The sequence below is a fragment of the Streptomyces sp. NPDC092370 genome (assembly GCF_044755265.1).
Classification (GTDB): domain Bacteria; phylum Actinomycetota; class Actinomycetes; order Streptomycetales; family Streptomycetaceae; genus Streptomyces.
The window spans coordinates 13563-34352 of record NZ_JBIVQO010000006.1; the positions used below are offsets into that span (position 1 = coordinate 13563).

General features: G+C 72.7%; 21 protein-coding genes. 11 read left to right on the forward strand and 10 right to left on the reverse strand.

Annotation, left to right across the window (positions count from 1 at the left end; all coding sequences use genetic code 11):
- Nucleotides 1-39: 39 nt before the first annotated feature.
- Both ACIQHQ_RS19200 and ACIQHQ_RS19205 read right to left on the reverse strand, forming a co-directional pair.
- Nucleotides 40-1362 (reverse strand): extracellular solute-binding protein, encoded by a 1323-nt coding sequence (locus tag ACIQHQ_RS19200; RefSeq protein ID WP_402613092.1) that lies wholly within the window; start codon nucleotides 1360-1362, stop codon nucleotides 40-42.
- Between the two features lie 274 nt (nucleotides 1363-1636).
- Nucleotides 1637-2758, reverse strand: coding sequence for an ROK family protein (locus ACIQHQ_RS19205; RefSeq protein WP_402613093.1), 1122 nt, complete (start codon nucleotides 2756-2758; stop codon nucleotides 1637-1639).
- 241 nt (nucleotides 2759-2999) lie between these two features.
- Between ACIQHQ_RS19205 and ACIQHQ_RS19210 the strand changes: the two genes are divergently transcribed.
- The 3 genes from ACIQHQ_RS19210 to ACIQHQ_RS19220 all read left to right on the forward strand — a co-directional run bounded on the left by ACIQHQ_RS19210 (nucleotide 3000) and on the right by ACIQHQ_RS19220 (nucleotide 7722).
- A complete protein-coding gene (locus ACIQHQ_RS19210) occupies nucleotides 3000-3899 on the forward strand; it encodes an N-acetylglucosamine kinase (RefSeq protein ID WP_402613094.1) in 900 nt (299 codons plus the stop codon).
- Nucleotides 3900-4104: 205 nt separating this feature from the next.
- Complete coding sequence (locus tag ACIQHQ_RS19215; RefSeq protein ID WP_402613095.1) at nucleotides 4105-6021, forward strand: phosphatase PAP2 family protein; 1917 nt, start codon at nucleotides 4105-4107, stop codon at nucleotides 6019-6021.
- 36 nt (nucleotides 6022-6057) lie between these two features.
- Nucleotides 6058-7722: an ArnT family glycosyltransferase gene (locus ACIQHQ_RS19220; RefSeq protein WP_402613096.1), complete on the forward strand. Its 1665-nt coding sequence runs from the start codon at nucleotides 6058-6060 to the stop codon at nucleotides 7720-7722.
- 20 nt (nucleotides 7723-7742) lie between these two features.
- On the opposite strand, the gene ACIQHQ_RS19225 is transcribed toward ACIQHQ_RS19220, so the two are convergent.
- Together ACIQHQ_RS19225 and ACIQHQ_RS19230 are read right to left on the reverse strand one after the other, a co-directional pair.
- On the reverse strand, nucleotides 7743-8144 hold the full coding sequence (locus ACIQHQ_RS19225) for a DUF3662 domain-containing protein (RefSeq protein WP_402613097.1): 402 nt from the start codon (nucleotides 8142-8144) through the stop codon (nucleotides 7743-7745).
- Between the two features lie 55 nt (nucleotides 8145-8199).
- Nucleotides 8200-8361 (reverse strand): hypothetical protein, encoded by a 162-nt coding sequence (locus ACIQHQ_RS19230; RefSeq protein ID WP_402613098.1) that lies wholly within the window; start codon nucleotides 8359-8361, stop codon nucleotides 8200-8202.
- 155 nt (nucleotides 8362-8516) lie between these two features.
- On the opposite strand from ACIQHQ_RS19230, the gene ACIQHQ_RS19235 reads away from it, so the two are divergent.
- The 4 genes from ACIQHQ_RS19235 to ACIQHQ_RS19250 all read left to right on the forward strand — a co-directional run bounded on the left by ACIQHQ_RS19235 (nucleotide 8517) and on the right by ACIQHQ_RS19250 (nucleotide 13174).
- Entirely contained in the window at nucleotides 8517-9434 is a 918-nt protein-coding gene (locus ACIQHQ_RS19235; RefSeq protein WP_402613099.1) for a MurR/RpiR family transcriptional regulator, read from the forward strand.
- A 257-nt stretch (nucleotides 9435-9691) separates the two neighbouring features.
- On the forward strand, nucleotides 9692-10072 hold the full coding sequence (locus ACIQHQ_RS19240; RefSeq protein ID WP_390993354.1) for a hypothetical protein: 381 nt from the start codon (nucleotides 9692-9694) through the stop codon (nucleotides 10070-10072).
- A 43-nt stretch (nucleotides 10073-10115) separates the two neighbouring features.
- Nucleotides 10116-10682, forward strand: coding sequence for an antibiotic biosynthesis monooxygenase (locus ACIQHQ_RS19245; protein ID WP_402613100.1), 567 nt, complete (start codon nucleotides 10116-10118; stop codon nucleotides 10680-10682).
- A gap of 104 nt (nucleotides 10683-10786) precedes the next feature.
- Nucleotides 10787-13174 carry a SpoIIE family protein phosphatase gene (locus ACIQHQ_RS19250; RefSeq protein ID WP_402613101.1) on the forward strand — a complete coding sequence of 796 codons (2388 nt, stop codon included), beginning with the start codon at nucleotides 10787-10789 and terminating at the stop codon, nucleotides 13172-13174.
- A 244-nt stretch (nucleotides 13175-13418) separates the two neighbouring features.
- Here the strand turns inward: ACIQHQ_RS19250 and ACIQHQ_RS19255 are convergent, their stop codons facing one another.
- The gene (locus tag ACIQHQ_RS19255) at nucleotides 13419-13907 is read right to left on the reverse strand and encodes a flavin reductase family protein (RefSeq protein WP_402613102.1); all 489 of its coding nucleotides are present in this window, start codon (nucleotides 13905-13907) and stop codon (nucleotides 13419-13421) included.
- Between the two features lie 2 nt (nucleotides 13908-13909).
- A complete protein-coding gene (locus ACIQHQ_RS19260; RefSeq protein WP_402613103.1) occupies nucleotides 13910-14587 on the reverse strand; it encodes a peptidoglycan-binding protein in 678 nt (225 codons plus the stop codon).
- Nucleotides 14588-14764: 177 nt separating this feature from the next.
- Between ACIQHQ_RS19260 and ACIQHQ_RS19265 the strand changes: the two genes are divergently transcribed.
- Both ACIQHQ_RS19265 and ACIQHQ_RS19270 read left to right on the forward strand, forming a co-directional pair.
- Nucleotides 14765-15475 (forward strand): TetR family transcriptional regulator, encoded by a 711-nt coding sequence (locus ACIQHQ_RS19265; protein WP_402613104.1) that lies wholly within the window; start codon nucleotides 14765-14767, stop codon nucleotides 15473-15475.
- A 151-nt stretch (nucleotides 15476-15626) separates the two neighbouring features.
- Nucleotides 15627-16037, forward strand: a complete 411-nt coding sequence (locus tag ACIQHQ_RS19270; RefSeq protein WP_390993364.1) for a zinc ribbon domain-containing protein — start codon at nucleotides 15627-15629, stop codon at nucleotides 16035-16037.
- 7 nt (nucleotides 16038-16044) lie between these two features.
- Here the strand turns inward: ACIQHQ_RS19270 and ACIQHQ_RS19275 are convergent, their stop codons facing one another.
- From ACIQHQ_RS19275 to ACIQHQ_RS19285, 3 genes are all read right to left on the reverse strand, one after another.
- Complete coding sequence (locus tag ACIQHQ_RS19275; RefSeq protein ID WP_402613105.1) at nucleotides 16045-16230, reverse strand: hypothetical protein; 186 nt, start codon at nucleotides 16228-16230, stop codon at nucleotides 16045-16047.
- Between the two features lie 62 nt (nucleotides 16231-16292).
- The gene (locus tag ACIQHQ_RS19280; protein WP_402613106.1) at nucleotides 16293-16673 is read right to left on the reverse strand and encodes a PPOX class F420-dependent oxidoreductase; all 381 of its coding nucleotides are present in this window, start codon (nucleotides 16671-16673) and stop codon (nucleotides 16293-16295) included.
- A gap of 30 nt (nucleotides 16674-16703) precedes the next feature.
- Nucleotides 16704-17882 (reverse strand): MalY/PatB family protein, encoded by a 1179-nt coding sequence (locus ACIQHQ_RS19285; protein WP_402613107.1) that lies wholly within the window; start codon nucleotides 17880-17882, stop codon nucleotides 16704-16706.
- 24 nt (nucleotides 17883-17906) lie between these two features.
- Here ACIQHQ_RS19285 and ACIQHQ_RS19290 point away from each other — a divergent pair, with 24 nt between their 5' ends.
- Both ACIQHQ_RS19290 and ACIQHQ_RS19295 read left to right on the forward strand, forming a co-directional pair.
- Nucleotides 17907-18896, forward strand: a complete 990-nt coding sequence (locus tag ACIQHQ_RS19290) for a hypothetical protein (protein WP_402613108.1) — start codon at nucleotides 17907-17909, stop codon at nucleotides 18894-18896.
- A 122-nt stretch (nucleotides 18897-19018) separates the two neighbouring features.
- A complete protein-coding gene (locus ACIQHQ_RS19295; RefSeq protein WP_402613109.1) occupies nucleotides 19019-20368 on the forward strand; it encodes a S1 family peptidase in 1350 nt (449 codons plus the stop codon).
- 32 nt (nucleotides 20369-20400) lie between these two features.
- Here ACIQHQ_RS19295 and ACIQHQ_RS19300 read toward each other — a convergent pair whose 3' ends face one another.
- A complete protein-coding gene (locus ACIQHQ_RS19300; protein ID WP_402613455.1) occupies nucleotides 20401-20775 on the reverse strand; it encodes an EamA family transporter in 375 nt (124 codons plus the stop codon).
- Nucleotides 20776-20790: the final 15 nt, after the last annotated feature.

Below are 20790 nucleotides of genomic sequence, written 5' to 3' on the forward strand. Positions count from 1 at the left end.
GGCGTCTTGACCCCGCCGCCCGGGCCCTCCGACCTACGCTCAGCCGCCGACCTGCTGGTTGTAGCCGGCCACGATGTTGTCCAGAGCCTTGTCGGCGGACTGCTGGCCGTTGATCGCCTTGCCGAGCTCCGTCTTGGTCGGGTCATCGGCGAGGCTCTTGCCCTTCAGCACCCACTTCGTCTGCGCGGTGTTGAAGTAGCCGGAGATCGGGTCGTAGAGCGGGATCGACTCGTTGTACAGCTTGAACGCCGCCTGCGCCGCCTCGGACTTGAAGGGGTACTGCGGGTTCAGACCGCTTTCGACGGGCAGGAACCCGGACGCCTCACACAGCTCGCGGTAGTTGTCCGGCTTGTACAGCCAGGAGATGAACTTGTTCGCAGCGGTGGCCGCGTCGCCGTTGTTGTTGAACCCCACGACCATGCCGCCGCTGTTGACGTCGCTGGCCTGGACCGGCTCGGCGGGGGTCGGGACGCTCGCCCACTCGAACTTCTTGATGCTCTCCGCGAAGGCGGCGACCTGCCACACGCCGGACCAGTAGGCGACCACGTCACCGCTCTGGAACATGGCCGACGGGTCGGCGCCGCTGGTCCACACCGACTTCGGCATGGTCTTGTCGTCGTTCATCTCGACGAAGCGCTTCACGGCCTTCCTGGTCGCGGCGTCCACCGAGAACTTGCCGGAGGAGTCAGCGTGGACGTACTTCCCGCCGAGCTCGTACACCATGGCGCGCAGCCGGGACGGCGACTGGTCGAACGTCAGGGAGTACTTGGCCTTGGTCTTCGCCCGGACCTCGTCCGCCGCCTTGATGAACTCGGTCCAGGTCCAGGTCTTCTGGGGCGAGGTCGGGTAGGACACCCCGGCCTTCTCGAAGAGCGACTTGTTGATGAACAGGCCGGACGCGGTGACGTCCGAGGGGATGGACAGCACCTTCCCGGACGAGTCCTTGGCCAGGAAGTTGGCGTTGATCTTGTTGTTCTTGTCGTTGGCGACGGAGCTGAGGTCGATCAGCTTGTTCGACCAGATCGGGTCCAGCGCCGGCACGGCCGCCACGTCGGGCAAGGAGTTGGCCTGCGCGGAGTTCCGCAGCTTCGTCGTGTAGCCCTCGTAGGGGATGTTGACGAGCTTGATGGTGACGCCGGTTTCCTTCTTGTACTGCGCCACCATCTTCTTCCAGCCCGCGTCCTGCCCCGGCACCGTGGAGATCCAGAACGTCAGCGACTTGGAGGTCCCGCCCGAGCCGGAGTCCGACCCGCAGGCGGAGAGCAGAAGGGCACCTGCCGTGGCCACGGCAGCGAGGGGAACAACGCGGCGTATGCCGCCACGGCCGAGTCGGCGGGAGCGCCGCACACCCACACTGGTCATCTTCAATCCCTTTTCGTCGTAGCGGAAGAAGCACGGCGCCAGCCGAGGCGGCACGGGTGCATTGTGCAGGAGGTTTCGCTTTCCGGGGGCACGGCCTCGCCCGGCCGCATCGCCTTGACGGGTGGGGCCCCCGGCCATGACGGCCGGAGTCGCACAAGCACGCCCTCGTGCGGCTGCCGTACTTCGCGTACGAGCGGGAGGCTCACCCGGAGTCGGCGTCCCGGCCGACTCAGAAAGCGCTTGTCCGGACATTGGCAGACCGATGGCGCAGCCGTCAATGCTTCGCCCGCACAGCTCCGGTCACGGTTTGAATTCCATGGGCGACCGCGAGCCGGCTGGCGCCCGCCACGGTGCCCGTGTCGCCCACCACACTGCTCACCACCTCGGTGGGCCAGCTCAGCCTGGCCAGCTCGGCCCGCACTCCCGGCAGCAGCTGCGGGTCCGCGCCGGTGCCGCCGCCGAGGACGATCAGGCCCGGGTCCAGCACGGCGGCGACGGCGGCGGCCAGCCGGCCCACGTCGGCGGCGTGCGCGTCGATCACCGACCGGGCCGCGGGGTGACCCTGCCCGGCCAGGGCGAGAAGCCGCTCGGCGGTGCGCGGGCGGGGGCCGTCGGCCTCCTGCCAGGCATCGGCCGCCCGGCGCAGCAGCGTGCGCGAGCCCATGCGCTGCTCCAGGCCCTCGTGGCGCGGGGCGCGGCTCTCGTCCCAGGGGTAGGGCAGGCGTGCCACCTCACCGGCGGCGCCGTTCGCGCCCCGCAGCACCCGGCCGCCGATGACGACGGCGAGACCGATACCGACGCCGATGCGCAGGTAGCCGAAGGTGTCACGGCCGACGGCGGCACCTTCGTGCAGTTCGGCGAGGGCGGCGCAGTTGACGTTGTTCTCCAGGTGGACGGGCACGCCCTCGGGCAGCGCGACGGCCATGGCGTCGAAGACCGGGCCGGCCTTGGCGGTCGCGGGGCGCTCCCCGGCACCCTCCCCGCCCCGGGTGGTGACATCGCCGACGGCGACGACGACGGCCCGCAGCGGGGCCCCGGCGGGCAGCGCGTCGAGAACCTTGGCGACGGTGCCCGCCGCCTCGGATCTGTCTCCGGTGCCCTCGGCGAGCAGCGTGCCGTCCAGCGCGCACCCACGCACCCGCGTCTTGGCGGGCCCCAGATCGACCGCCAGCACCGCTCCGGCGGCCGGGCCGAGCCGGTAGACGGCGGCGCTGCGGCCGGTGCCGCCGGAGGCCCGCCCGGAGTGGGCGGCGAGCTCCGCGGCCTCGAGCTCGGCCACGGCGGTGGAGACGGTCGGCTTGGAAAGGCCCGCACCGGCCGCCAGCTGAGGGCGGGTGGCCGCTCCCGTCCCCGCCAGTACGTCGAACACCACACGGGCACTCTCACTCAGGTGCATGGTCTCCCCAGGTCGTGCTGCGGCCGGGCAGGCGGCCGCGAAGGTCGCGCGGCACCGGGAATTCCGTGCCTCTTGACGCGCACCCTACTTCGTTAGTTAACTTCCTAACGAACTTCACGGTACTCGCCTGCCGTGTTCGGCAGAAGCCCGTCCCGGGGCTTCCTGACCTCTTCAACTGCCGTGGTCCGGCGCGCGGTTCGCCTGCCGTTCGCCGTGTCCGCGCAACGACGAAAGAGGACCCGTGCAGGACTCCACGCCTTACGTGGTCGGTATCGACGTGGGCGGCACCAAGACGCATCTGCGCGCCTTCGCGGACGGCGAGGACCTCGTCGACCGCGTTCGCAGCAGTACCGGGTGGCGGCCGCACGACTCCGGGGCCGCCGCCGACTGGCTGGCCGCTCTGGTCGCCGGGGCCCTGCCTCCCGGCGTACGGCCGTCCGCGCTCGCCGTGGGCGGCCACGCCTGCGAGACACCACGCCAGTGCGCGGGGATCCGGACCGCGCTTCAGGAGCGGCTGGGGGTCCCCGCCCTGGTCGTGGGCGACGCCGAGCTGCTCGTTCCCGCCGCGGGGCTGGACAAGGGCGTCGGTCTGGTCGCCGGCACCGGTTCGGTCGCCGTGGGGCGGCTGCCCGACGGTGCTCCGGTCCAGGTCGGCGGCTGGGGTGCGGTACTCGGCGACGAGGGCGGCGCGGCCGGCCTGGTCCGTGAGGCCGCACGGGCCGTCTGGGCCGCGCACGACCGCGGTGAGGAGCCCGACGCCCTGGCGACCGGGCTGGTCGCCGCGTTCGGCGTGGCCGAGGTGCCCGCGCTCGGAGCCGCCCTGGAGGCCGCCACGGACGTCTCCGCGGAGTGGGGCCGTCGCTCCCCCGCCGTGTTCGCCGCCGCCGCGGCGGGCTCGCCCCTCGCCCGGGCCGTGATCGTCCAGGGCGGACGGGCGCTCGCCGGGCTGGTCGTACGGCTCGCCGCACGCGGCGTCCCGGTGGACGACGTGGTGGTGGCGGGCGGCACGGTGCTCGCCCAGCCCTCCCTGTACGAGGCGTTCACCGCCGCGCTCGCCGAGGCCCTGCCCGGGGCCCGGCCGCACCCGTTGCGGGTGCCGCCGGTCGAGGGCGCGCTGGCCCTGGCCCGTTCGCTTCTGTGAGCCCGGCCGCCGTTCACCTTCCGGACACGGCCTGGTGGCCGGACCCTCGCCGAAGGGTCACCACACGGCCGTAGATCTTCGCTCGTAGGCAACAGGCGCCACAGAGTCATCAGAGGCACCACGCAGCACACGCGGCCGACACGGCCGAAGCACCGTCGCGCAACGCCATGACACCTTTCCCGCAGAATTCCAGAGAGGCGCACCCATGCCGTCATCAGCCGGGCACCGTTCCGCCGCCACCGTCGACAGGCGGGGCTTTCTCAGGACCTCCCTCGGTGCCTCGGCGGGCCTGCTCGCCGCACCCACCGTCGTGTCGTGGCTCGGCGCGGCGGACGCCAAGGCCGCCACGGGCTTCGCCGCGTTCGTCGACGACTACAAGTCGAACGTCGTCACGAACCAGACCCCGCAGACCAACGCCGTCGTCCGGATCCTCGGCGGCATGGCGAAGGTGTGGAAGACCGGCGACGCCTGGGACACCGGCCGGGTCCTGGACCGCGAGGTGCTGCGCGCCAACATGCGCTACTGCGCACGCATCACGCAGGCCCGCACCGAGGCGCAGGCGAAGGAGGCCTTCCTCTACGACCGCCAGCACCAGAGCTACGCCATGATCGGCGGTCTCGGCCCGCTCGCCGGGCTGTACAAGGCGGGCGCCAGGGCGGTCACGTCGATCACCACCGCCCCGGACGGCACTCCCCCCGGGAAGATCAACGACACCCTGCCCGCCGACGCCCCGGCCGGGTCCGCGCTGGGGGCCGGCTCGTACGACTCGGACCTCGGCCAGGTGGCCAGGCTGGTGGACACCGTGCGCGGGCCGTTCGCCTCGGGCAATCCGGCCAAGTTCACCTTCCAGTACCCGCGCCCGTGGCGGATGAACGAGGACAGCGAGGTCGTCGACACCGGGGAGAAGGACGCCCTCGGCTACCCGGTGTACGAATCGGACGTGGTCGTCGCCCCGCAGCTGCTGCGCCAGCGCTCCGAGAACGCGGCGGAGGACGGCGGTTTCCCCAGCGGCCACACCAACGCCTTCCACCTGGCGGGTCTGGCCCTGGCGTACGCGGTGCCCGAGCGGTTCCAGGAACTCGTGACGCGGGCGTTCGAGCTCAGCCACACCCGGATCATGTCGGGCATGCACTCCACCGTCGACGTCATCGGCGGCCGGATCATGGCCACCGCCCTGACCGCGGCGACCCTGGCGGACCCGGCGAACGCGGAGCTCAAGACCGCGGCCCGTGCCCAAGCCCTCGCCTACTTCACGCAGCGGACCGGTACGACGGCGGACACGCTGTACGACTATGCCCACCCGGGCGCCGGTGACGCCTACGCCGACCGTAAGGCCAACGCCCATGCGGTCGGGCACCGGTTGACGTACGTCCTGCCGCGCCGCGGCCGCAAGGACCCGCTCACCGTGCCCAGGGGCGCGGAGGTGCTGCTGGAGACGCGGCTGCCGTACCTGACCGCGACTCAGCGGCGCGAGGTGCTGCGGACGACCGCGCTGCCCTCCGGGTATGTCCTGCTGGACGGCTTCGAGCAGTGGGGCCGGCTCAACCTGTTCGCCGCGGCGGACGGTTACGGCGCCTTCGACCGGGACGTCGTCGTGACGCTGGACGCTGCGGCCGGGGGCTTCCACGCGGCCGACAGCTGGCGCAACGACATCGGCGGAGACGGCGGGCTGATCAAGCGCGGCACGGGCACGCTCACGCTCACGGGCCACAACCGCTACCGCGGCGGGACCGCCGTCGAGGCCGGCACGCTGGTCGCCGCCTCGCCGAACGCCCTGGGAGAGGGCGACGTCCGGGTCACGGGCGGCACGCTGCGCGCGGGCAAGGTGCTGCGGGTGCGCGGTTCGTACGTCCAGGAGTGCGAGTCCACGCTGGAGTTGCCGCTGGCCGCGAACCACGGCCCGGCGCTCACGGTGGGCCGGCGGGTCCTGCTGGGCCGGGGCGGTGTGCTGTCGCTGCGGCTGGATGCCGAGCGGCCGCCGGTCGCGGGGACGACCGTCCCGGTGCTGTCCGCTCCGCAGGTGCGCGGCCGGTTCGACAGAGTCGAGCTGGACTCGCGGACGCTGCGGGCCGTGCCCGTCCACACCGCTGACGGACTGTCGGTGCGCCTCGTGAGGCGGTAGCGCTTTCTACGGCGGGGGCTGATGCACAGTGGGCCCATGAGGGACCTCCGGATCGCTCCCGCCGTTCCCCGGCGCGTGCCGCTCTCTCCCCCTGCCCGCCCCGCGCACCGGCCCGTCGGATGGTGGCCGGTGCCGCTCCTGGTGACCGTGCTGCTCGCCCAGATGGCCTTCGCGATGGTCACGACCGCCGTGCGGCAGACCCCGACGATCGACGAACCGGTGTACGTGGGTGCCGCCGCGCAGTACGTGCGCGAACACCGGCTGCGGCACAACCCCGAGCATCCCCCGCTGGGCAAGCTGGTCATCGGTGCGGGCGTCGCCCTCGCGGATCCGAAGGCCCACCCTGATGTCGCGGGGGATCAGGGGGCGTCGGGCCGGCATCTGCTGTACGAGTCGGGCAACGACCCCTGGCGGCTGATGCTGTGGGCCCGCCTTCCGGTGATCGCACTGACTCTGTCGTTCGGGCTGGTGGTGTTCGCCTTCGCCCGTGAACTGGCCGGGCCTGCCGGGGCGTTGGCGGCGCTCGCGCTGTATTGCTTCTCCCCCGACGTCATCGCCCATGGCTCGCTCGCCACGCTGGACGTGCCGGCCGCCGGGTTCGTGCTGACGTCGGCGTGGCTGCTGTGGCGGGCGCGCCGGAGACCACGGCTGTACGTGCCGCTCGCGGGGGTGGCGTCGGGTGCCGCGCTGGCCACGAAGATGAGTGCGTTGCCCACTGTGCCGGTGCTGATGGTGCTGGCGGGGGTGTCGGTGTGGCAGGCGTCCGCGGGGGGCCGGCGTCTGCTGCGGGCGGTCGCCGGCGCGGTTCTGGTGGCCCTGGCCGCGACCGCGCTCGTGTGGGCCACGTATCTGATGGTCGATCCGCGGTTGCGCTGGACTCCGGAGCAGCATGTGCCGGTGGTGCACGGACTGCCGGGACTGCTGGTCGCGACGATGCCGTTTCCGGAGGCCTACCGCGACGGGATGCGGGTGCAGTTCGGTCTGGAGAACCGGCCCTGGCAGGGCTTTCTGTTCGGGCGACGGTACGACGGCTCGCTCTGGTACTACCTGCCGGCCGCGCTGCTGGTGAAGACCCCGCTGGGGGTGCTTGCGCTGTGGGCCGTGGGCGTCGGGGCCGTCATCGCGGTCCGGCGGCTGCGGCCCGCCGCACCGTACGTGCTGGCGGCTCCGCTGGTGCTGCTGGTGGCGGCCATGCAGACGGCGCGGGACCTCGGAACCCGGTACGCCGTGTTCCTGCCGCTGTTCCTGGCGGTCGCGGCGGGCTGTGCGCTGGTGGTGCGGCGGCGGTGGGTGTCCGTGGGAGTGGCCGTGCTGGTGGCGTTCGCCGCCGTGAGTTCGGTGCGGGCGTACCCCTACTATCTGCCCTACTCCAACGAGGCGTTCGGGGGGCCGGGCAGGACCCGGGAGTGGTTGCACGACTCGAACGTGGACTGGGGGCAGGACCTGGGGCGGCTCGCGGAACGGCTCCGCGACCGGTACTCGGGTGAGCGGGTCTGGCTCGTGTACAAGGGCAGCGGGGTGCCGTCCTTCTACGGCATCCGCGCCTCGGATCCCCTGCGGGTGCCGGCCCGTGAGGTGCGCGGGCTGCTGGTCGTGTCCGATTCCGCCGCGGCGAAGGCCACGGGGCGGCTGGCCGGGTTGCTCCGCGGCAGCCGCCCCGTCGACGACGTCGGGCACTCGATCACGGTGTATCGCCGGTGAGTGCTCAGGGAACGCGTGGATCAGTGGGTCGCGTGGAAGAACCCGTCCGCGCTCACGTGCCGCATGACCCGGCCCGCCACCCGGTAGCGGCCGTTGGGCACTTCGGCGCACCTCGCCACGTGGACCGCCAGCGGGCCGGCGAACTCGTAACCGCGGCGCTCGGCATGGCGGGACAGGCTGTCGGTGAGGGCCTGTCCCACGTCCGTGCCGGTCCGGGTCAGGTGGTCGTGCACGTCGTCGGGCAGTTCCACGTCGTAGGCGTTGGGGACCATGACGCGGCCCTCACGGCACACGACCGCGTTGTCGTCGCACTCGCGTCGCAGCGCGTCGAGGATCTCTACCGGTTCCTTGTCCAGGAGCCGCGCCCACAGCGCGTCCCATCGGTTCTCCAGGGTCTGTTCCAGCGCACTCAGCGCGCCCATGCCGTCTCTCCTGCCGCAAGCGTCGTCGGTCGGGTCGGGATGCCGGGGGGATGCCCTACCGGTCGTCGTAGTCGTCGGGGCGGACCTCGGCCTCCTCCAGGGCCTCGCGCATCGTGCGGCCGGTCCCGCCCTGCGCCCGTGAGCGGCCATCGTCGTGGTGTGCCGGCAGCTCGTCGGTGGTCTCCGTCTTGGGACGGTTTTCCTCGGGGACGGTCATGACGGTGGCTCCTCTCGGGATCGTGTGGAGCGGCGGGTTCCCGCCCGGCGGACGGGTAACCCCGTGCGGGGCAGCTCATGCTCCCGGAAGAAGCCCTGGTCACCACGGTGGGTGAGCTATGTTGAACGTCCGTGGGAGACGAAGGAGGCGCACCGGTGCCATCGCCGCAGCAGGCACGCGCACAGGCATCCGCGATCACCTCGGGGAAAGCCGCCCCCGAAGCGGAGGTCTCCCCGTCCGCCCAGCTCCGGGCGCTCTTCGACCGGCCCCGGCTGTCCCCCGGGCAACGGCGCATCGCGCAGTACCTGATCGAGCACATCACCGAGGCGGCGTTCCTGTCGATCACGGATCTCGCGGACCGGGTCGGCGTCAGCCAGCCCTCGGTGACGCGGTTCGCCTCCGCCGTCGGCTTCAGCGGATACCCCGCGCTGCGGGAGAAGCTCCAGTCGATCGCGCTGGGCACCCTCGCCGTCGGTGCCGCCGACGAGAACCGGGGTAACGAACTGCAGGCGGCCGTCGACGCCGAGATCGAGAACCTGGAGAATCTGCGGCGCGACCTCGCCGACCCGAACGTGGTCATCGACGTCGGCCGCAAGCTCTCCTCGTCCGCCCCCCTGACGGTCCTCGGCCTGCGCATCTCGGTTTCGCTGGCGGAGTACTTCGCCTACGCCGCCCGCCGGATCCATCCGGACGTACGGCTGGTGACGCGGGGCGGCAGCGTCGCCTACGACGCGCTGCTGCAGTCGCGTGAGGCGGGCGGTACATGGGTGCTGGCGTTCTCCATGCCCCGGCACGCCCAGGAGACCCTGACGGCCGTGCGGGTCGCGCGGGGCGCCGGGCTCAAGGTCGCCCTGATCACCGACCTGGCGCTCGGGCCGCTCGCGGACGAGGCGGACGTCGTCTTCGCCCTGGGGACCGGTTCGCGACTGGTCTTCGACTCCTACGCGGCTCCGGGCGTGATGTGCTCGGCGCTGCTGCAGGCCATGACGGACGCGGATCCGGAGCGCACGCAGGCCCGGCTGGAGGAGTACGAGCAGGTCGCCGACCAGCACCAGTTCTTCCTCCGGGACTGAGGAGCACACTCCGGTCCACAGCGGGAGCATCCACAACAAAGCGCGCATGAATGTTTTCATGCTCCTTGCAAACCGGTTGGCATATATAAATACTGCTCACGGATCGCGACCCGGTTGTTCCGGATCCGTTTCCCACCCGTGGAGCCGGGTCCTACCCACTCCGGCGTCCCGGGTGTTCGTGGCGGCCCCGGTCATCCCCTAGGCCGGGGCCGCCCCGACTCGTCGTCCACCCTCACGACGCCGCACACCCGAGAGCGATGATCATGCCCCTGACGACCACGCGCATCAGCCCGGACTGGCCCTGCCAGGTCAAGATGCCAGGCAGCTACGACTGGGAGCGCTCGGCGGCCAAGTGGCTGCGCGAGCTGGTGCCCACGCGTTACGCCGGATACCCGGTGTTCATCCGGCACCCCGTCCTCCTCGCACGGCATGCCCAGATCCAGGTCCAGAACGAGATCCGGGTCGCCCGCACCGCCCTCCAGACCGCCCGCGCCGACCTGCCCGGACTCGGCCTGCACGAGGGCGTCATCGAGCACACGATCAAGCTGTACGCGGCCGAGGTCATGCAGCTCCAGCACATCGCGCGCAGCGTCCGCGCGGTCACCCAGGCCCTGGTGGAGGCGAACCGCCAGCCCTGAGCGGGCGGGCATGACCAGGCCGTCTCGTGGCACCCGTGGGTGAATGAGCACCACGGAAGTCCGGCGCGGCGAACCGGTGACCACCGTCCTCACCTGGCAGGTGCGCCCCGGCCGGGAGCAGCGCTTCGAGGAGTGGACGCACGGCATCACCCGCTGCGCCAGACAGTTCCCCGGCAACGAGGGCGTCTCCTGGTTGGCACCCGAGGACGGCCACCGCTACCACGCGGTGCTGCGCTGGTCCGACCAGCACCGGCTGGCCGCCTGGCTGAAGTCCGAGGAGCGCGCGCACTGGCACCGGCGGATCGGGGACATCGCCACCGAAGTCAGCAGCGAACGCCAGTCGACGAGCGGGATGGAGACCTGGTTCGGTCTGCCGGGCACCACCGTGCAGGCCCCGCCCCGGTGGAAGATGGTCCTCACGACCTTCCTCGGCGCGTACCCCTTCACCCTGCTCGTCCAGTGGCTGGTGACGCCCCACACCACCGGCTGGCCCCTTCCCGTGCGGGCCGCCGTCTTCCCGCTGATCCTGCTGCCGGTCCTGACCTATCTGGTGATGCCACGGCTCAGCCGGCTGCTGCGGCTGTGGCTGTATCCGCACGACGGCCACTGACCGTGCCCGCGAGGCCGATGTGACCAGGGGCTGCCCGAGGCCGGCGATCAATAGGTGCGCACAAGGCGTTCTTCCCCTCGGGCCAGGTGTGCAATGCTCAACGCGTGACGAGCGAGCCCGTGACGCCGGGGCAGCCCGGTGCCGCACCGGACCTGGCCGAACTGGCCAGGATAGTCGCCCGGCAGCGCGCCGAGCTGGACCGGCTGCGCGACCAGGCGGCCACCTCGGCTGTCGTGGAACGGGCCAAGGGCGCGGTAATGGCGCTGACCGGGTGTACCGCCGATACGGCGGGCGAGCAGTTGCTCCAGCGGGCCAAGGCCGCCCGTCACACCCTGCTGGAGGAGTGCTGGATCACGCTCGGCGGCCTCGCCCCGGCGCCGACCGGCCCCAGCGTGGCCGTCGGCATCGAGGTCCCCGGTTCCGAGGCCGCCGTCCTGGAGCATTCGGCCGTGCCGGACGACGTCGCCGCCGCCCTGGCCCGCCTCGGCAAGGCCCTCGTCCAGGTGATGACACCGCACGACCTCGCCCGGTGTCTGCTGGAGCATCTCGGCCCCGACATGTCGGCGGACGCGGTCCTGATCTACGCACGCAGGCCCGACGGCGGTCTCGGGCTGATCGGCCACGCGGGCGTCGACGACAAACTGGCGGCCCAGTGGCGCCAGGTACCGCCGCTGAGCGGAATGGCCGCGCTGGACGCGCTGCGAGCGGGCGAGCCACGCTGGCTGGAGGACTTCGCCGCGGACGAGCGGCAGTACCTGCTCATCGGCGACCCTCCCGGCCGGTGGCGCTCGCGTGCCTGGCTGCCGGTGCGCACCGCGGGCCCGGCCGAGGTCTGCATCGGCGTGCTACGCGGCCGTGCCGGGGTTTTCACCGCGCGCGACCGCGCCCACCTGCGGGGCCTCACCAGGCTGTGTGCCGGCCGGTTGCGCGCCTTCGACACCCCGCCCCAGCGGGGCTCGGTCGCCGCCTCGGGCGCGGTGCAGGCGCTGTTCGAGGCGCTGCCGGTAGCGGCGATGCTGCTCACGCCGCTGCGGGCGGCGACGGATGAGATCGAGGACTTCCGGGTGGAGGCCGCCACCGCGCAGGTGGGCGACCTGCTGGGCCGGACCGGTGAGGAGCCGGCCGGGCGGCGGCTGCTGGAATTGCGGCCGACCCTGACCGCCGAGCCGCTGTGGCGGGGCTGCCTGCGGGTGCTGGCCACCGGGAAGGCGTACGAGGGCGAGCCGTTCGCGCACGAAGAGGTCGTGGCGGGCGTCGCCGAACTGTCGCTGTACACGACCCGGGTCGCGCCGCTGGGCGACGCCCTCGTCGTCTCGTGGATCCGGCACGGTTCCTCCGACCGGCAGGAGCAGCGGCTGGCGGACCTGCAACGGCTGGGCAATCTCGGCTGGGCGAACTGGAACCTGGTCACACAGGAGGCCTCCTGGTCGACCCAGGTGTTCTCCCTCCTCGGCCGGGACCCCGGGCGCGGTCCGGTGGGCCTGTCCGAGGTGCCGGAGCTCGCGTTGCCGCAGGACACACCCGCGCTGACCCGCGCCGTCGACGCTCTCCTCCACGAGGGGCGTCCGTTCGACGTGCCGTTGCGGATCCGGACGAGCGGCGTCGTCCGGCACCTGCGGCTGGTGGCCGAGGCGGTGGCCGACCGGCACGGCACGCCCGTCGAGGTGCACGGCTTCGTACAGGACATGACCGCCCGGCGGCGGGCGGAGCTGGCGCTGGTCGAGAGCGAGCGGGCGATCCTGACGCAGCACGACGTACTCCAGGCCGAGCGGACCCTGGTCTCCCGGCTCCAGCACGCGCTGCTGCCGATGGCCAACCGGCCCGTGCACCTGGCCGGGCTGCGCGTCGAGGTCGCCTATCTGCCGGCCCAGTCGGGCGTGCACGTCGGCGGTGACTGGTTCAGTGCCATCGAACTTCCCGACGGCGACGCGCTGCTGGTGGTCGGCGACGTCGCCGGGCACGGGGTCGACGCCGTGGCCACGATGGCCCAGCTCCGGTTCACCGCGAAGGGCATGGTCATCACGGGCTCGTCGCTGACCGGCGCGCTCGCCCGGCTGAACACGCTGCTGCTGCACTCGCGCGATTCCCACGCCAGCGCCACGATGGTGCTGGCCCGCTACGACCCCCGCAGCAGGCGCCTGATCTGGGCCCAGGCGGGGCATCCCCCGCCGCTGCTGTTGCGCGACGGCGAGGCACGGTACCTGCGGCGCCCCAGCGGCATGGTGCTCGGGGCGACCGCCACGCCGGTCTACCAGGAGGCGCAGTGCCGTCTCGATCCGGGCGACCGGCTCATCCTGTACACCGACGGCCTGGTCGAGCACCCCCCGGACAGCATCGACCGGGGCCTGGAGCAGCTCGCCGAGGCGGTGGCGGCTCCGCACGGCGACGAGCCCGGGTCGCTGCGGCCGCTGCTCGCGCGGATGCTGCCGGGCGAGCGGCGGGACGACGTGTGCGTGGTGGACGTCCGGGTTCCCGGGGGGCGGGAACGGTAGGGGCGAAGCCACCTCACGAGTCCCCGCGGTGCCTCCAGTACCACCACAGGCCCACGAGCAGGGCCAGCAGGAACAGGATGGGCAGCACCAGGCCCGGGATGCGGGAGCCGTTCATGGGCGTGGCCTTCGGTTCGCGGCGGTTCGGGCGCCGTGCGTCGCCCCGGCCCAGGGTGACGCCGGGTGGCCCCGCCGTGCCGCTGCTTTCCCCAGCCCTTGCCCTGCGTTCGAGGGACGGGCAGCGGCGTCAGTCGACCGGGTGACCGGGGTCGATGGTGAGGGCGTCGGAAAGGCGCAGCAGCGGCCCGTCACAGTCCTCGTGCCCGCCCCACTCGACCGGGTCGAGGACGAAGCCGATGTGGTCGCCGCCGCCGGCGCGCGTCACGATCCGGCCGACGAACCAGGCCGGCGCGTCCTCCAGGACGAGGGCCCCGCCGTACGCCTCCCGCAGGCGGACGTCCTGGAACTTGTCGGTTCGGTCGCCGGTGTGCCCGCCGAACAACTCGGCGAGGCCGTGCTGTTCCCGGCCGAGCAGGTGCACGGCGAGGACTTCGGCGTTCCGCGCCACCCGGAAGGTGTGGTTGAGCTCGGAGAGCCAGACGACGAACCGCACGGGCCGCATCGAGCACTGCGAGGCGAAGCCGACCAGGCAGCCCGCCCGCTCACCGCCCGCGGCGGCCGTGACCACGTACATGTCGGGGTTCAGCCGGTCGATGAACTCGTCCATGCCGGCCATGGTCACACATCGGTGCGGGACTCCAGCGCGGCCCGGGTGTCATCGCCGTAGACGCCGGTCTCGTCGCCGCGGATGCCGTACCAGAGCTGGAATCGGGCGACCGCCGCGGTGAGGGCGGGGTCGTAGCTGCCGCTGGTGGAGCCGTCCCGGTAGACGTCCGGGATGCGCAGGAGACGCTGCTGGAGTTCGGTCACCTCGGGGCCGCTCGCCCCCTCGCGCAGGGTGCCCGTGCCGTCGGGGTCCACGGCTGCCGTGGCGGGCGGTGTGGGGGTGGGGTCAGGCGCGGGGGCGGCGGACCGGGGCGGGTGGGGCGCGGGCGCGGCGCCGGCGTCCACGGGCTCGCCGCGGAGCAGGAGCGCGCCGCCGAAGCCGATCACGGCGGCGGCGAGGACGGCCACGACGACGGCGGCGCGGCGCAGTCCGGCCCCCGGCGGTGCGGCCTCCGTCGGCGGGCGGGTCGCGCGGGCGACGGGCGGACGTTCCCGGGTCAGGGCCTCGGAGCCGGGCGGTGGCCTCCCCGGGAGCGCGACGGACTCGTAGCCGCTGTCCTCCTGGCCGGTGTCCTGGCGGAACTCCCGCATCAGTTCCGCGAGGGCGTCGGTGCGGCGGGGCCGCAGGACGCGGATGGGTTCGAGGGCCGGGCCGTCGTGCGGCGGCCGGGGCTCGGACGGTGTCGACACGCTGCTCTCCTTCGTCCGGGTCCAGGGCCCCCGCTTCGAGGATCGTCCTGCCGCTAGATACGCGGCTGCCGCGCCTCCGGTTCAGAGGCCGATCGGCTCGGCGGGAAGAGCACTCAGTACCTCCCCAGGAGTGCACTGAGTGCCATCAGGTGCCTTATGGGTGCTACGTTCCCGCTCATGAGTTCCGAGAAGGCCGAGACCGGCGCCGGAAAGCCACCCATGCGGGACGCCCTGGTGGCGGCGGCCTTCCAGCTGTTCCTGGAGCGGGGGTACGAGCAGACCACCGTCGACGACATCGTGGCGCTCGCCGGTGTCGGACGGCGCTCGTTCTTCCGCTACTTCCCCTCCAAGGAGGACGTGGTCTTCCCGGACCACGAGCGGTGCCTGGCCGACATGACGGCCTTCCTCGCCGACGGCGGCGACGACGACGAACCCGTGGGGCGGGTCTGCGCCGCGGCCCGGCTGGTGCTGCGGATGTACGCCGAGAACCCGACGTTCTCGGTGCAGCGCTACCGCCTCACCAAGCAGGTGCCCGGGTTGCGCGCCTATGAGCTGTCGGTGGTGTGGCGCTACGAGCGGGCTCTCGCCGAGTACCTGCGCCGGCGCTTCGCCGCCCGCCGGGACGGCACGCTGCAGGCCGACGTGATCGCGGCGGCGGTGGTCGCGGCGCACAACAACGCACTGCGGTCGTGGCTGCGTTCGGACGGGCAGGGCGAGGCGAGCGCGGCGGTCGACCACGCGATGGCCTATGTGCAGGCGGCGTTCGGCGGCGGGCCCGTGCCGCCGGCCGGGGAGCAGCCGGAGGACGTGGTGGTCGTCGTGTCACGGCGCGGGGCGCCCCTGTGGCGGGTCGTGCAGGAGATCGAGACGACGCTGGGGCGGGGCTGAGACCCCGCACATTGAGGGTACGGAGTGCCTTTACGAGTGGCACTGAGTGCCATACTCTGTGCTGCGTGCACGGTGGCACGGCGAACCGCGCACACGTGTGCGCGGGTGATCGCGTGCGCGGATTCCGGCCGAGTGCAGGGAGTTGACCAGCGTGTACCACTCAGGAAGCGTCGCTCAGCAGGCAGCCGGCTCCGCGACGGGTCTGCTCGACCCGAGGGGCCAGAACGCGGAGGCCATCCTCTTCCAGCGCTGCACCTGGTGCGGCACCGCCATGTACCACCGGCTGCTGTGTCCGGTCTGCCGGGGCAGTGAACTGCGCACGGAGCGCGCCGAGGGCACGGGCACCGTCCGCCACTCCACGGTGGTGCACCGCAACACCCCGGCGGCACGGAACGTGTCGCAGATCGAGATGGCCGAGGGGTTCGTGGTGCGCGGCCGGGTGATGGGCCCGCCGATCGGCATCCACAGCGGGGACCGGGTACGGCTGTCCACGGCCAAGGACCCGGTGCGGGGCGAGCCTGTCTTCCAGCTGCTGGACGAGCCGTACCGGGCCTGGAGCTGAGCCTCCCTCAGCCGGCGAGCAGCTCGTCGGTGCGCACCGGCCCGCCCGTCTCGAAGCTCCGGTTGGCCGCCAGCCCGACCGCGAGGGCGAGCGCTCCGTCGCGTTCGGTGGGTTCGGCGAGGCCGCGGGTGAACAGCTGGGCCCGGTGGCCGGTGCCGACGACGGCTGCGCGCAGGACGGGAATTCGACTCATGGCAGGTGTGCTTTCCCGCGCACGGTGCGTCCACTCCCTGCGGCCGAAAGCGCTTGCCGAGGTCAGAGGGTGAGACGGATCCCCACGGTGCCGTCCGGGCCCCGGCGCAGCCGGCTGCCGAGCAGGGTCAGCCGGCCCGTCAGGCCGTACTTGCGGGCGATCAGTTTCCGGTAGCGGGCGGTGGTGGCCGGGTCGCAGATCTCCGCCGTCGCGGGCACCTGGCCGCCGGTGGGGTTGCCGCGCAGGTCGCAGGGGCCCACCAGCACGTCGGCGCGGTTGCGGATCCGCTTCACCTTCCAGGACTCGGCCGACGTCCAGGCACCGAGCGCGTCCCCGTCGCGTACCACCCAGACGGGGGTGGCGACCGGCGTACCGTTCTTGCGGTAGCTGGTGATCAGCAGGTACTTGCCCGCGCCGAGTTCGTCCAATGTCCTGTCGCCCATGGCGGGAAGTGTACGAGCGGGTCCCCGCTTTCAGCGCAACGCCGCCGTCATTCTGCCCACCGCCTCCGTGAGCACCTCCGTCGAGGCCGCGAGGTTGAGGCGGACGTGTCCGGTGCCGCCGGAGCCGAAGGGGAGGCCGGAGTTGAGGGCGACGCGGCCGCGGCGCAGGAAGACGTCGGCCGGGTCGTCGCCGAGCCCGAGGGCGCGGCAGTCGAGCCAGGCCAGGTAGGTGGCGTCGCCGGGCCGGTAGCGGATCGCGGGCAGGTGCTCGGCCAGCAGGTCCGCGAGCAGCCGCCGGTTGCCGTCGAGACCGGCCAGCAGGGCGTCCAGCCAGGTGACGCCGTCGCGCAGGGCGGCGGTGTGGGCGATGACGGCGACGTGACTGGGGCCGTGTCCCACCTCCTCGGGCATCCGGTCCAGGTCGGCGGCGGCACCGGGCCCGGCGATCGCGAGGGCGGCCTTGAGCCCGGGCAGGTTCCAGCCCTTCGAGGCCGACATCAAGGACAGGCCGCGCTCGGCGCCCGGCACGCTCAGATACGGCACGAAACCGGCTCCGCCGAGCACGAGCGGGGCGTGGATCTCGTCGGCGACGACGCGCACGCCGTACCGCTCGGCGAGCCCGGCGACGGCGGACAGTTCCTCGGCGGTGTGCACGGTGCCGGTCGGGTTGTGAGGGCTGCACAGCAGGTGTGCGGCCCGCCGCCCACCCGCCACGGCCTGCCGGAAGGCGTCCTCCAGGACATCGAGGTCGATCCGCCCGTCCGCGCCGAGCGGGGCCTCGGCCACCCGCCGGTCCATGTGTTCCACGAAGGGGTAGAACGGCGGGTACACGGGCGGGTTGACGATCACCGTGTCGCCGGGGCCGGTGACCAGTTTGAGCATCTCGACGACGCCCAGCATGACGTCGGGCACGATCGCGGCGCGCTCCACGGCGAGCCCGTGCCAGCCCCAGCGTTTCCCGGCGAAGGCGGCCAGGGCCTCCGCGTAGGCGGTGCCGGCCGGGTAGCCGGTGTCACCCAGGTGCAGCGCGTCGGTGACGGCCCGCACGACGGGCTCGGCGAGCGGAACGTCCATCTCGGCCACCCACAGCGGCAGGACGTCCTCGGGATACGTGCGCCACTTGACGCTGGTGCGCTGCCGGAGGCGGTCCAGCGTGAGGGCCTGCAGGGGATTCGGTTCACCGGACGACTCCTGCGGGATCCTGGTCATGGGCACACGATAGGGGGCTGTGCGGTGAGCGGGAATCTCGCGGACCGGGAGCGGGGCGGTGCGGCGGGCGCGGCACTGGAGATCGCGTGCGACGAGTCGGGGTCGGACGGTGAGAACCTCACCGGCGGGAACACCGACGTGTTCGCGCACGCCGGTGTCTCGCTGTCCGTGGCGTCGGCCGCGGCGACGGTGGGAGAGATCCGGGACCGGATCCGGTCACCGGCCGAGGAGTACAAGGCGAACCACCTGTTGCGGGAGAAACACCGAGCGGTGCTGGAGTGGCTGCTCGCGCCGGAGGGGCCGATCCACGGGCAGGCACGGGTGCACCTCATGGAGAAGAGCTTCTTCGTGGTGGACCGGGCCGTCGGCCTGCTGCTGGGCGACCGGGCCGAGGCGATCGCCCTGTTCCGCGTCGGGCGCCCGGCCTTCGGGGAGGACGGCTGGCGGGCGTTCCTGGAAGCCGCCAACCGACTGCTGCGGGTGCGCCACGACGGGGACCCGGTGGAGGCCTTCTACGGCACGGTCGACGCCCTGCGGCGCGCGTATCCACGGACGGACGCGGCATGGATCCTGGAGCGGCTCGCCGCGACCCGGTCCCGCGCGGTGTCCTACCGGGAGGGGTTGCGGTACGGGCCGCCCCTGATCCCGCTGCTCAATCCGCTGCTCCCGGCGATCGTGGCGACGGCCGCGCTCTGGAACGGGGACGGACGGCCGCTCCGACTCGTGCACGACCGGCAGAACATGCTGACGCCGGAGCGCATCGCGTGGATCGAGGGGGCGGCCCGGCGGGCTGGGATCGGCCTGACCGGGGTGCGGCTCGTCGTCGCACGCGACGACGCGCGGGTGCAGGTCGCGGACTTCCTCGCCGGGATCGCCCGCAAGATCGCCTCCGACGAGCTGAACGGCCGCGGGGACCCGGCGCTCACTGCCTTGCTGCGGCCCTATGTCGATCCGGACTCGGTGTGGGGAGACGCGCGCAGCGGGACCCTGCTCGGGGCCCCGGTGGCCGGGTGAGGCCGAAGGGATCACCGGTGCGATGAACACGGCGCGGCTCCGCCCCGTATGGATGAGGGGCACTCAACTCAAGGAGGGCTCCGCGGTGTTCGCACCGTGATGTTCGGGTTCGGGAGCCATGCATGAGGCACGCACGACGGCGGGTCGTCCGGCGAGTGACACGGCTGGCGGCCGTCGGCGGACTCCTCCTCGGAGGAGCGATGGTCACCAACGCCGTGGCGAGCGAGCCCCCGGCCCCGTCCATCGGCGTCCCGTTCACCGCGCCACCGGCGACCGGTGAGGGCACCGACCTGGTGTCCCGGCTCGGGAACTCCCGCACGGCCGGCAGCTGGGTGGACTCGGCGGGACGGCCGGTCGTCGCCGTCACCGACGAGAAGGCGGCCGCCGAGGTGAAGCGTGCCGGCGCACGGGCCAAGATGGTCAGCCACAGCATGAGCGACCTCAAGTCCGCGGCGGCGGCCCTGCGTTCGGCCCCCCGGGTCTCCGGAACCTCGTGGGCCCTGGACTACAAGAGCAACCAGGTGGTGGTGCGGGGCGACAGCACCGTCTCCGCCTCCGACTGGTCCCGGATGACCGAGGTCGCCGAGGGCATCGGCTCCTTCGTGCGCATGGAGCGCACCGAGGGCACGTTCACGACACGGATCAACGGCGCACAGCCCATCCTGTCGACCGCCGGGCGCTGTTCGGCGGGGTTCAACGTGACCGACGGGACGAGCGACTTCATCCTCACGGCCGGGCACTGCGGGCCCGACGGGTCCGTCTGGTTCGCCGACGACCGTGGCCGGAACCAGGTCGGCACCTCACTCAAGGGCAGCTTTCCCGGCGACGACTACTCCCTGGTGAAGTACGACAGCGGCCGCGCGGGCGAGGGCGCGGACATCGTGGCGGTCGGTGACGGCAAGGGCGTGCGGATCACGGGCGTCGCCGATGCGGAGGTCGGGCAGAAGATCTTCCGCAGCGGCAGCACCAGCGGACTGCGCGAGGGAGAGGTGACCGCGCTCAACGCGACGGTCAACTACCCCGAGGGCACCGTCACGGGGCTCATCGAGACGAACGTGTGCGCCGAACCGGGCGACAGCGGAGGCCCGATGTTCGCCGACGGCGTCGCGCTCGGCGTGACGTCGGGCGGCAGCGGCGACTGCAGGGCGGGCGGCACAACGTTCTTCCAGCCGGTGACCAAGGCGCTGACCGAGCTGGGAGTCAAGCTGATCGTGGCCAAGTCGGCCGGTGGCACGGGCGCCGCGCCTGCACCGTCAGCCTCGCCGGGTGGTGCCGCCTCCCCGGGCTCGACGGCGCCGATCACGGGCACCGACGTGTCGACGCTGCTGAGCCGCCTCACCGACCCGCGCAATGTGGGCCCCGGGATGCTCGTCATCGCGGGCAGCCTCGTCGCCCTGGTGGCGACCCGGTGGATCCGCGCGGAGCAGGACCGCAAGGCGTATCGGCAGTACTACTCGGCCACGTGGGGATGAACCCGGCGGCCCGCGGCGGCCGGGTGCTCCCCTCAGCCCAGGGCGAGCAGCACGGTCGCGGCGCCCGCCCCCAGCAGCCCCACCGCCTGACGGCGGCTGATCCGCGCGTGCAGCAGGACGAGGCCGAGCACCACGGGAAGGGCCGGGTAGAGGGAGGCCGGGACGACGGCTACGGCCGGCAACTGCCGCTGGACCGCGAGCAGATACAGCCCGGGGCCGAGGGCGGCCCCGGCCCCGATGAGGACGGCCTGGGGGCAGCGCACCGGCGGCAGCTTCAGGCGGCGGGCATGACGTGCCGCGTCCGGCAGGAGGACGAGGACCGCGGCGACCCGGCCCGCGGCGACGGGCCACAGCCCGCTCGCGGGCCCGGCCTGGCCGAGGGCGAGGTGTCGAGTACAGGCGGGGATCGGTGATAATGCCGC

Bases quoted from the DNA above. Each gene is read 5' to 3' on its own strand.
- ACIQHQ_RS19255 (WP_402613102.1), bottom strand. From the start codon at position 13,907: ATGGCCGGCATGGACGAGTTCATCGACCGGCTGAACCCCGACATGTAC.
- ACIQHQ_RS19265 (WP_402613104.1), top strand. From the start codon at position 14,765: ATGAGTTCCGAGAAGGCCGAGACCGGCGCCGGAAAGCCACCCATGCGG.
- ACIQHQ_RS19225 (WP_402613097.1), bottom strand. From the start codon at position 8,144: ATGGGCGCGCTGAGTGCGCTGGAACAGACCCTGGAGAACCGATGGGAC.
- ACIQHQ_RS19295 (WP_402613109.1), top strand. From the start codon at position 19,019: ATGAGGCACGCACGACGGCGGGTCGTCCGGCGAGTGACACGGCTGGCG.
- ACIQHQ_RS19200 (WP_402613092.1), bottom strand. From the start codon at position 1,362: ATGACCAGTGTGGGTGTGCGGCGCTCCCGCCGACTCGGCCGTGGCGGC.
- ACIQHQ_RS19245 (WP_402613100.1), top strand. From the start codon at position 10,116: ATGAGCACCACGGAAGTCCGGCGCGGCGAACCGGTGACCACCGTCCTC.
- ACIQHQ_RS19285 (WP_402613107.1), bottom strand. From the start codon at position 17,882: ATGACCAGGATCCCGCAGGAGTCGTCCGGTGAACCGAATCCCCTGCAG.
- ACIQHQ_RS19240 (WP_390993354.1), top strand. From the start codon at position 9,692: ATGATCATGCCCCTGACGACCACGCGCATCAGCCCGGACTGGCCCTGC.
- ACIQHQ_RS19205 (WP_402613093.1), bottom strand. From the start codon at position 2,758: ATGCACCTGAGTGAGAGTGCCCGTGTGGTGTTCGACGTACTGGCGGGG.
- ACIQHQ_RS19280 (WP_402613106.1), bottom strand. From the start codon at position 16,673: ATGGGCGACAGGACATTGGACGAACTCGGCGCGGGCAAGTACCTGCTG.
- ACIQHQ_RS19275 (WP_402613105.1), bottom strand. From the start codon at position 16,230: ATGAGTCGAATTCCCGTCCTGCGCGCAGCCGTCGTCGGCACCGGCCAC.
- ACIQHQ_RS19220 (WP_402613096.1), top strand. From the start codon at position 6,058: ATGAGGGACCTCCGGATCGCTCCCGCCGTTCCCCGGCGCGTGCCGCTC.
- ACIQHQ_RS19230 (WP_402613098.1), bottom strand. From the start codon at position 8,361: ATGACCGTCCCCGAGGAAAACCGTCCCAAGACGGAGACCACCGACGAG.
- ACIQHQ_RS19215 (WP_402613095.1), top strand. From the start codon at position 4,105: ATGCCGTCATCAGCCGGGCACCGTTCCGCCGCCACCGTCGACAGGCGG.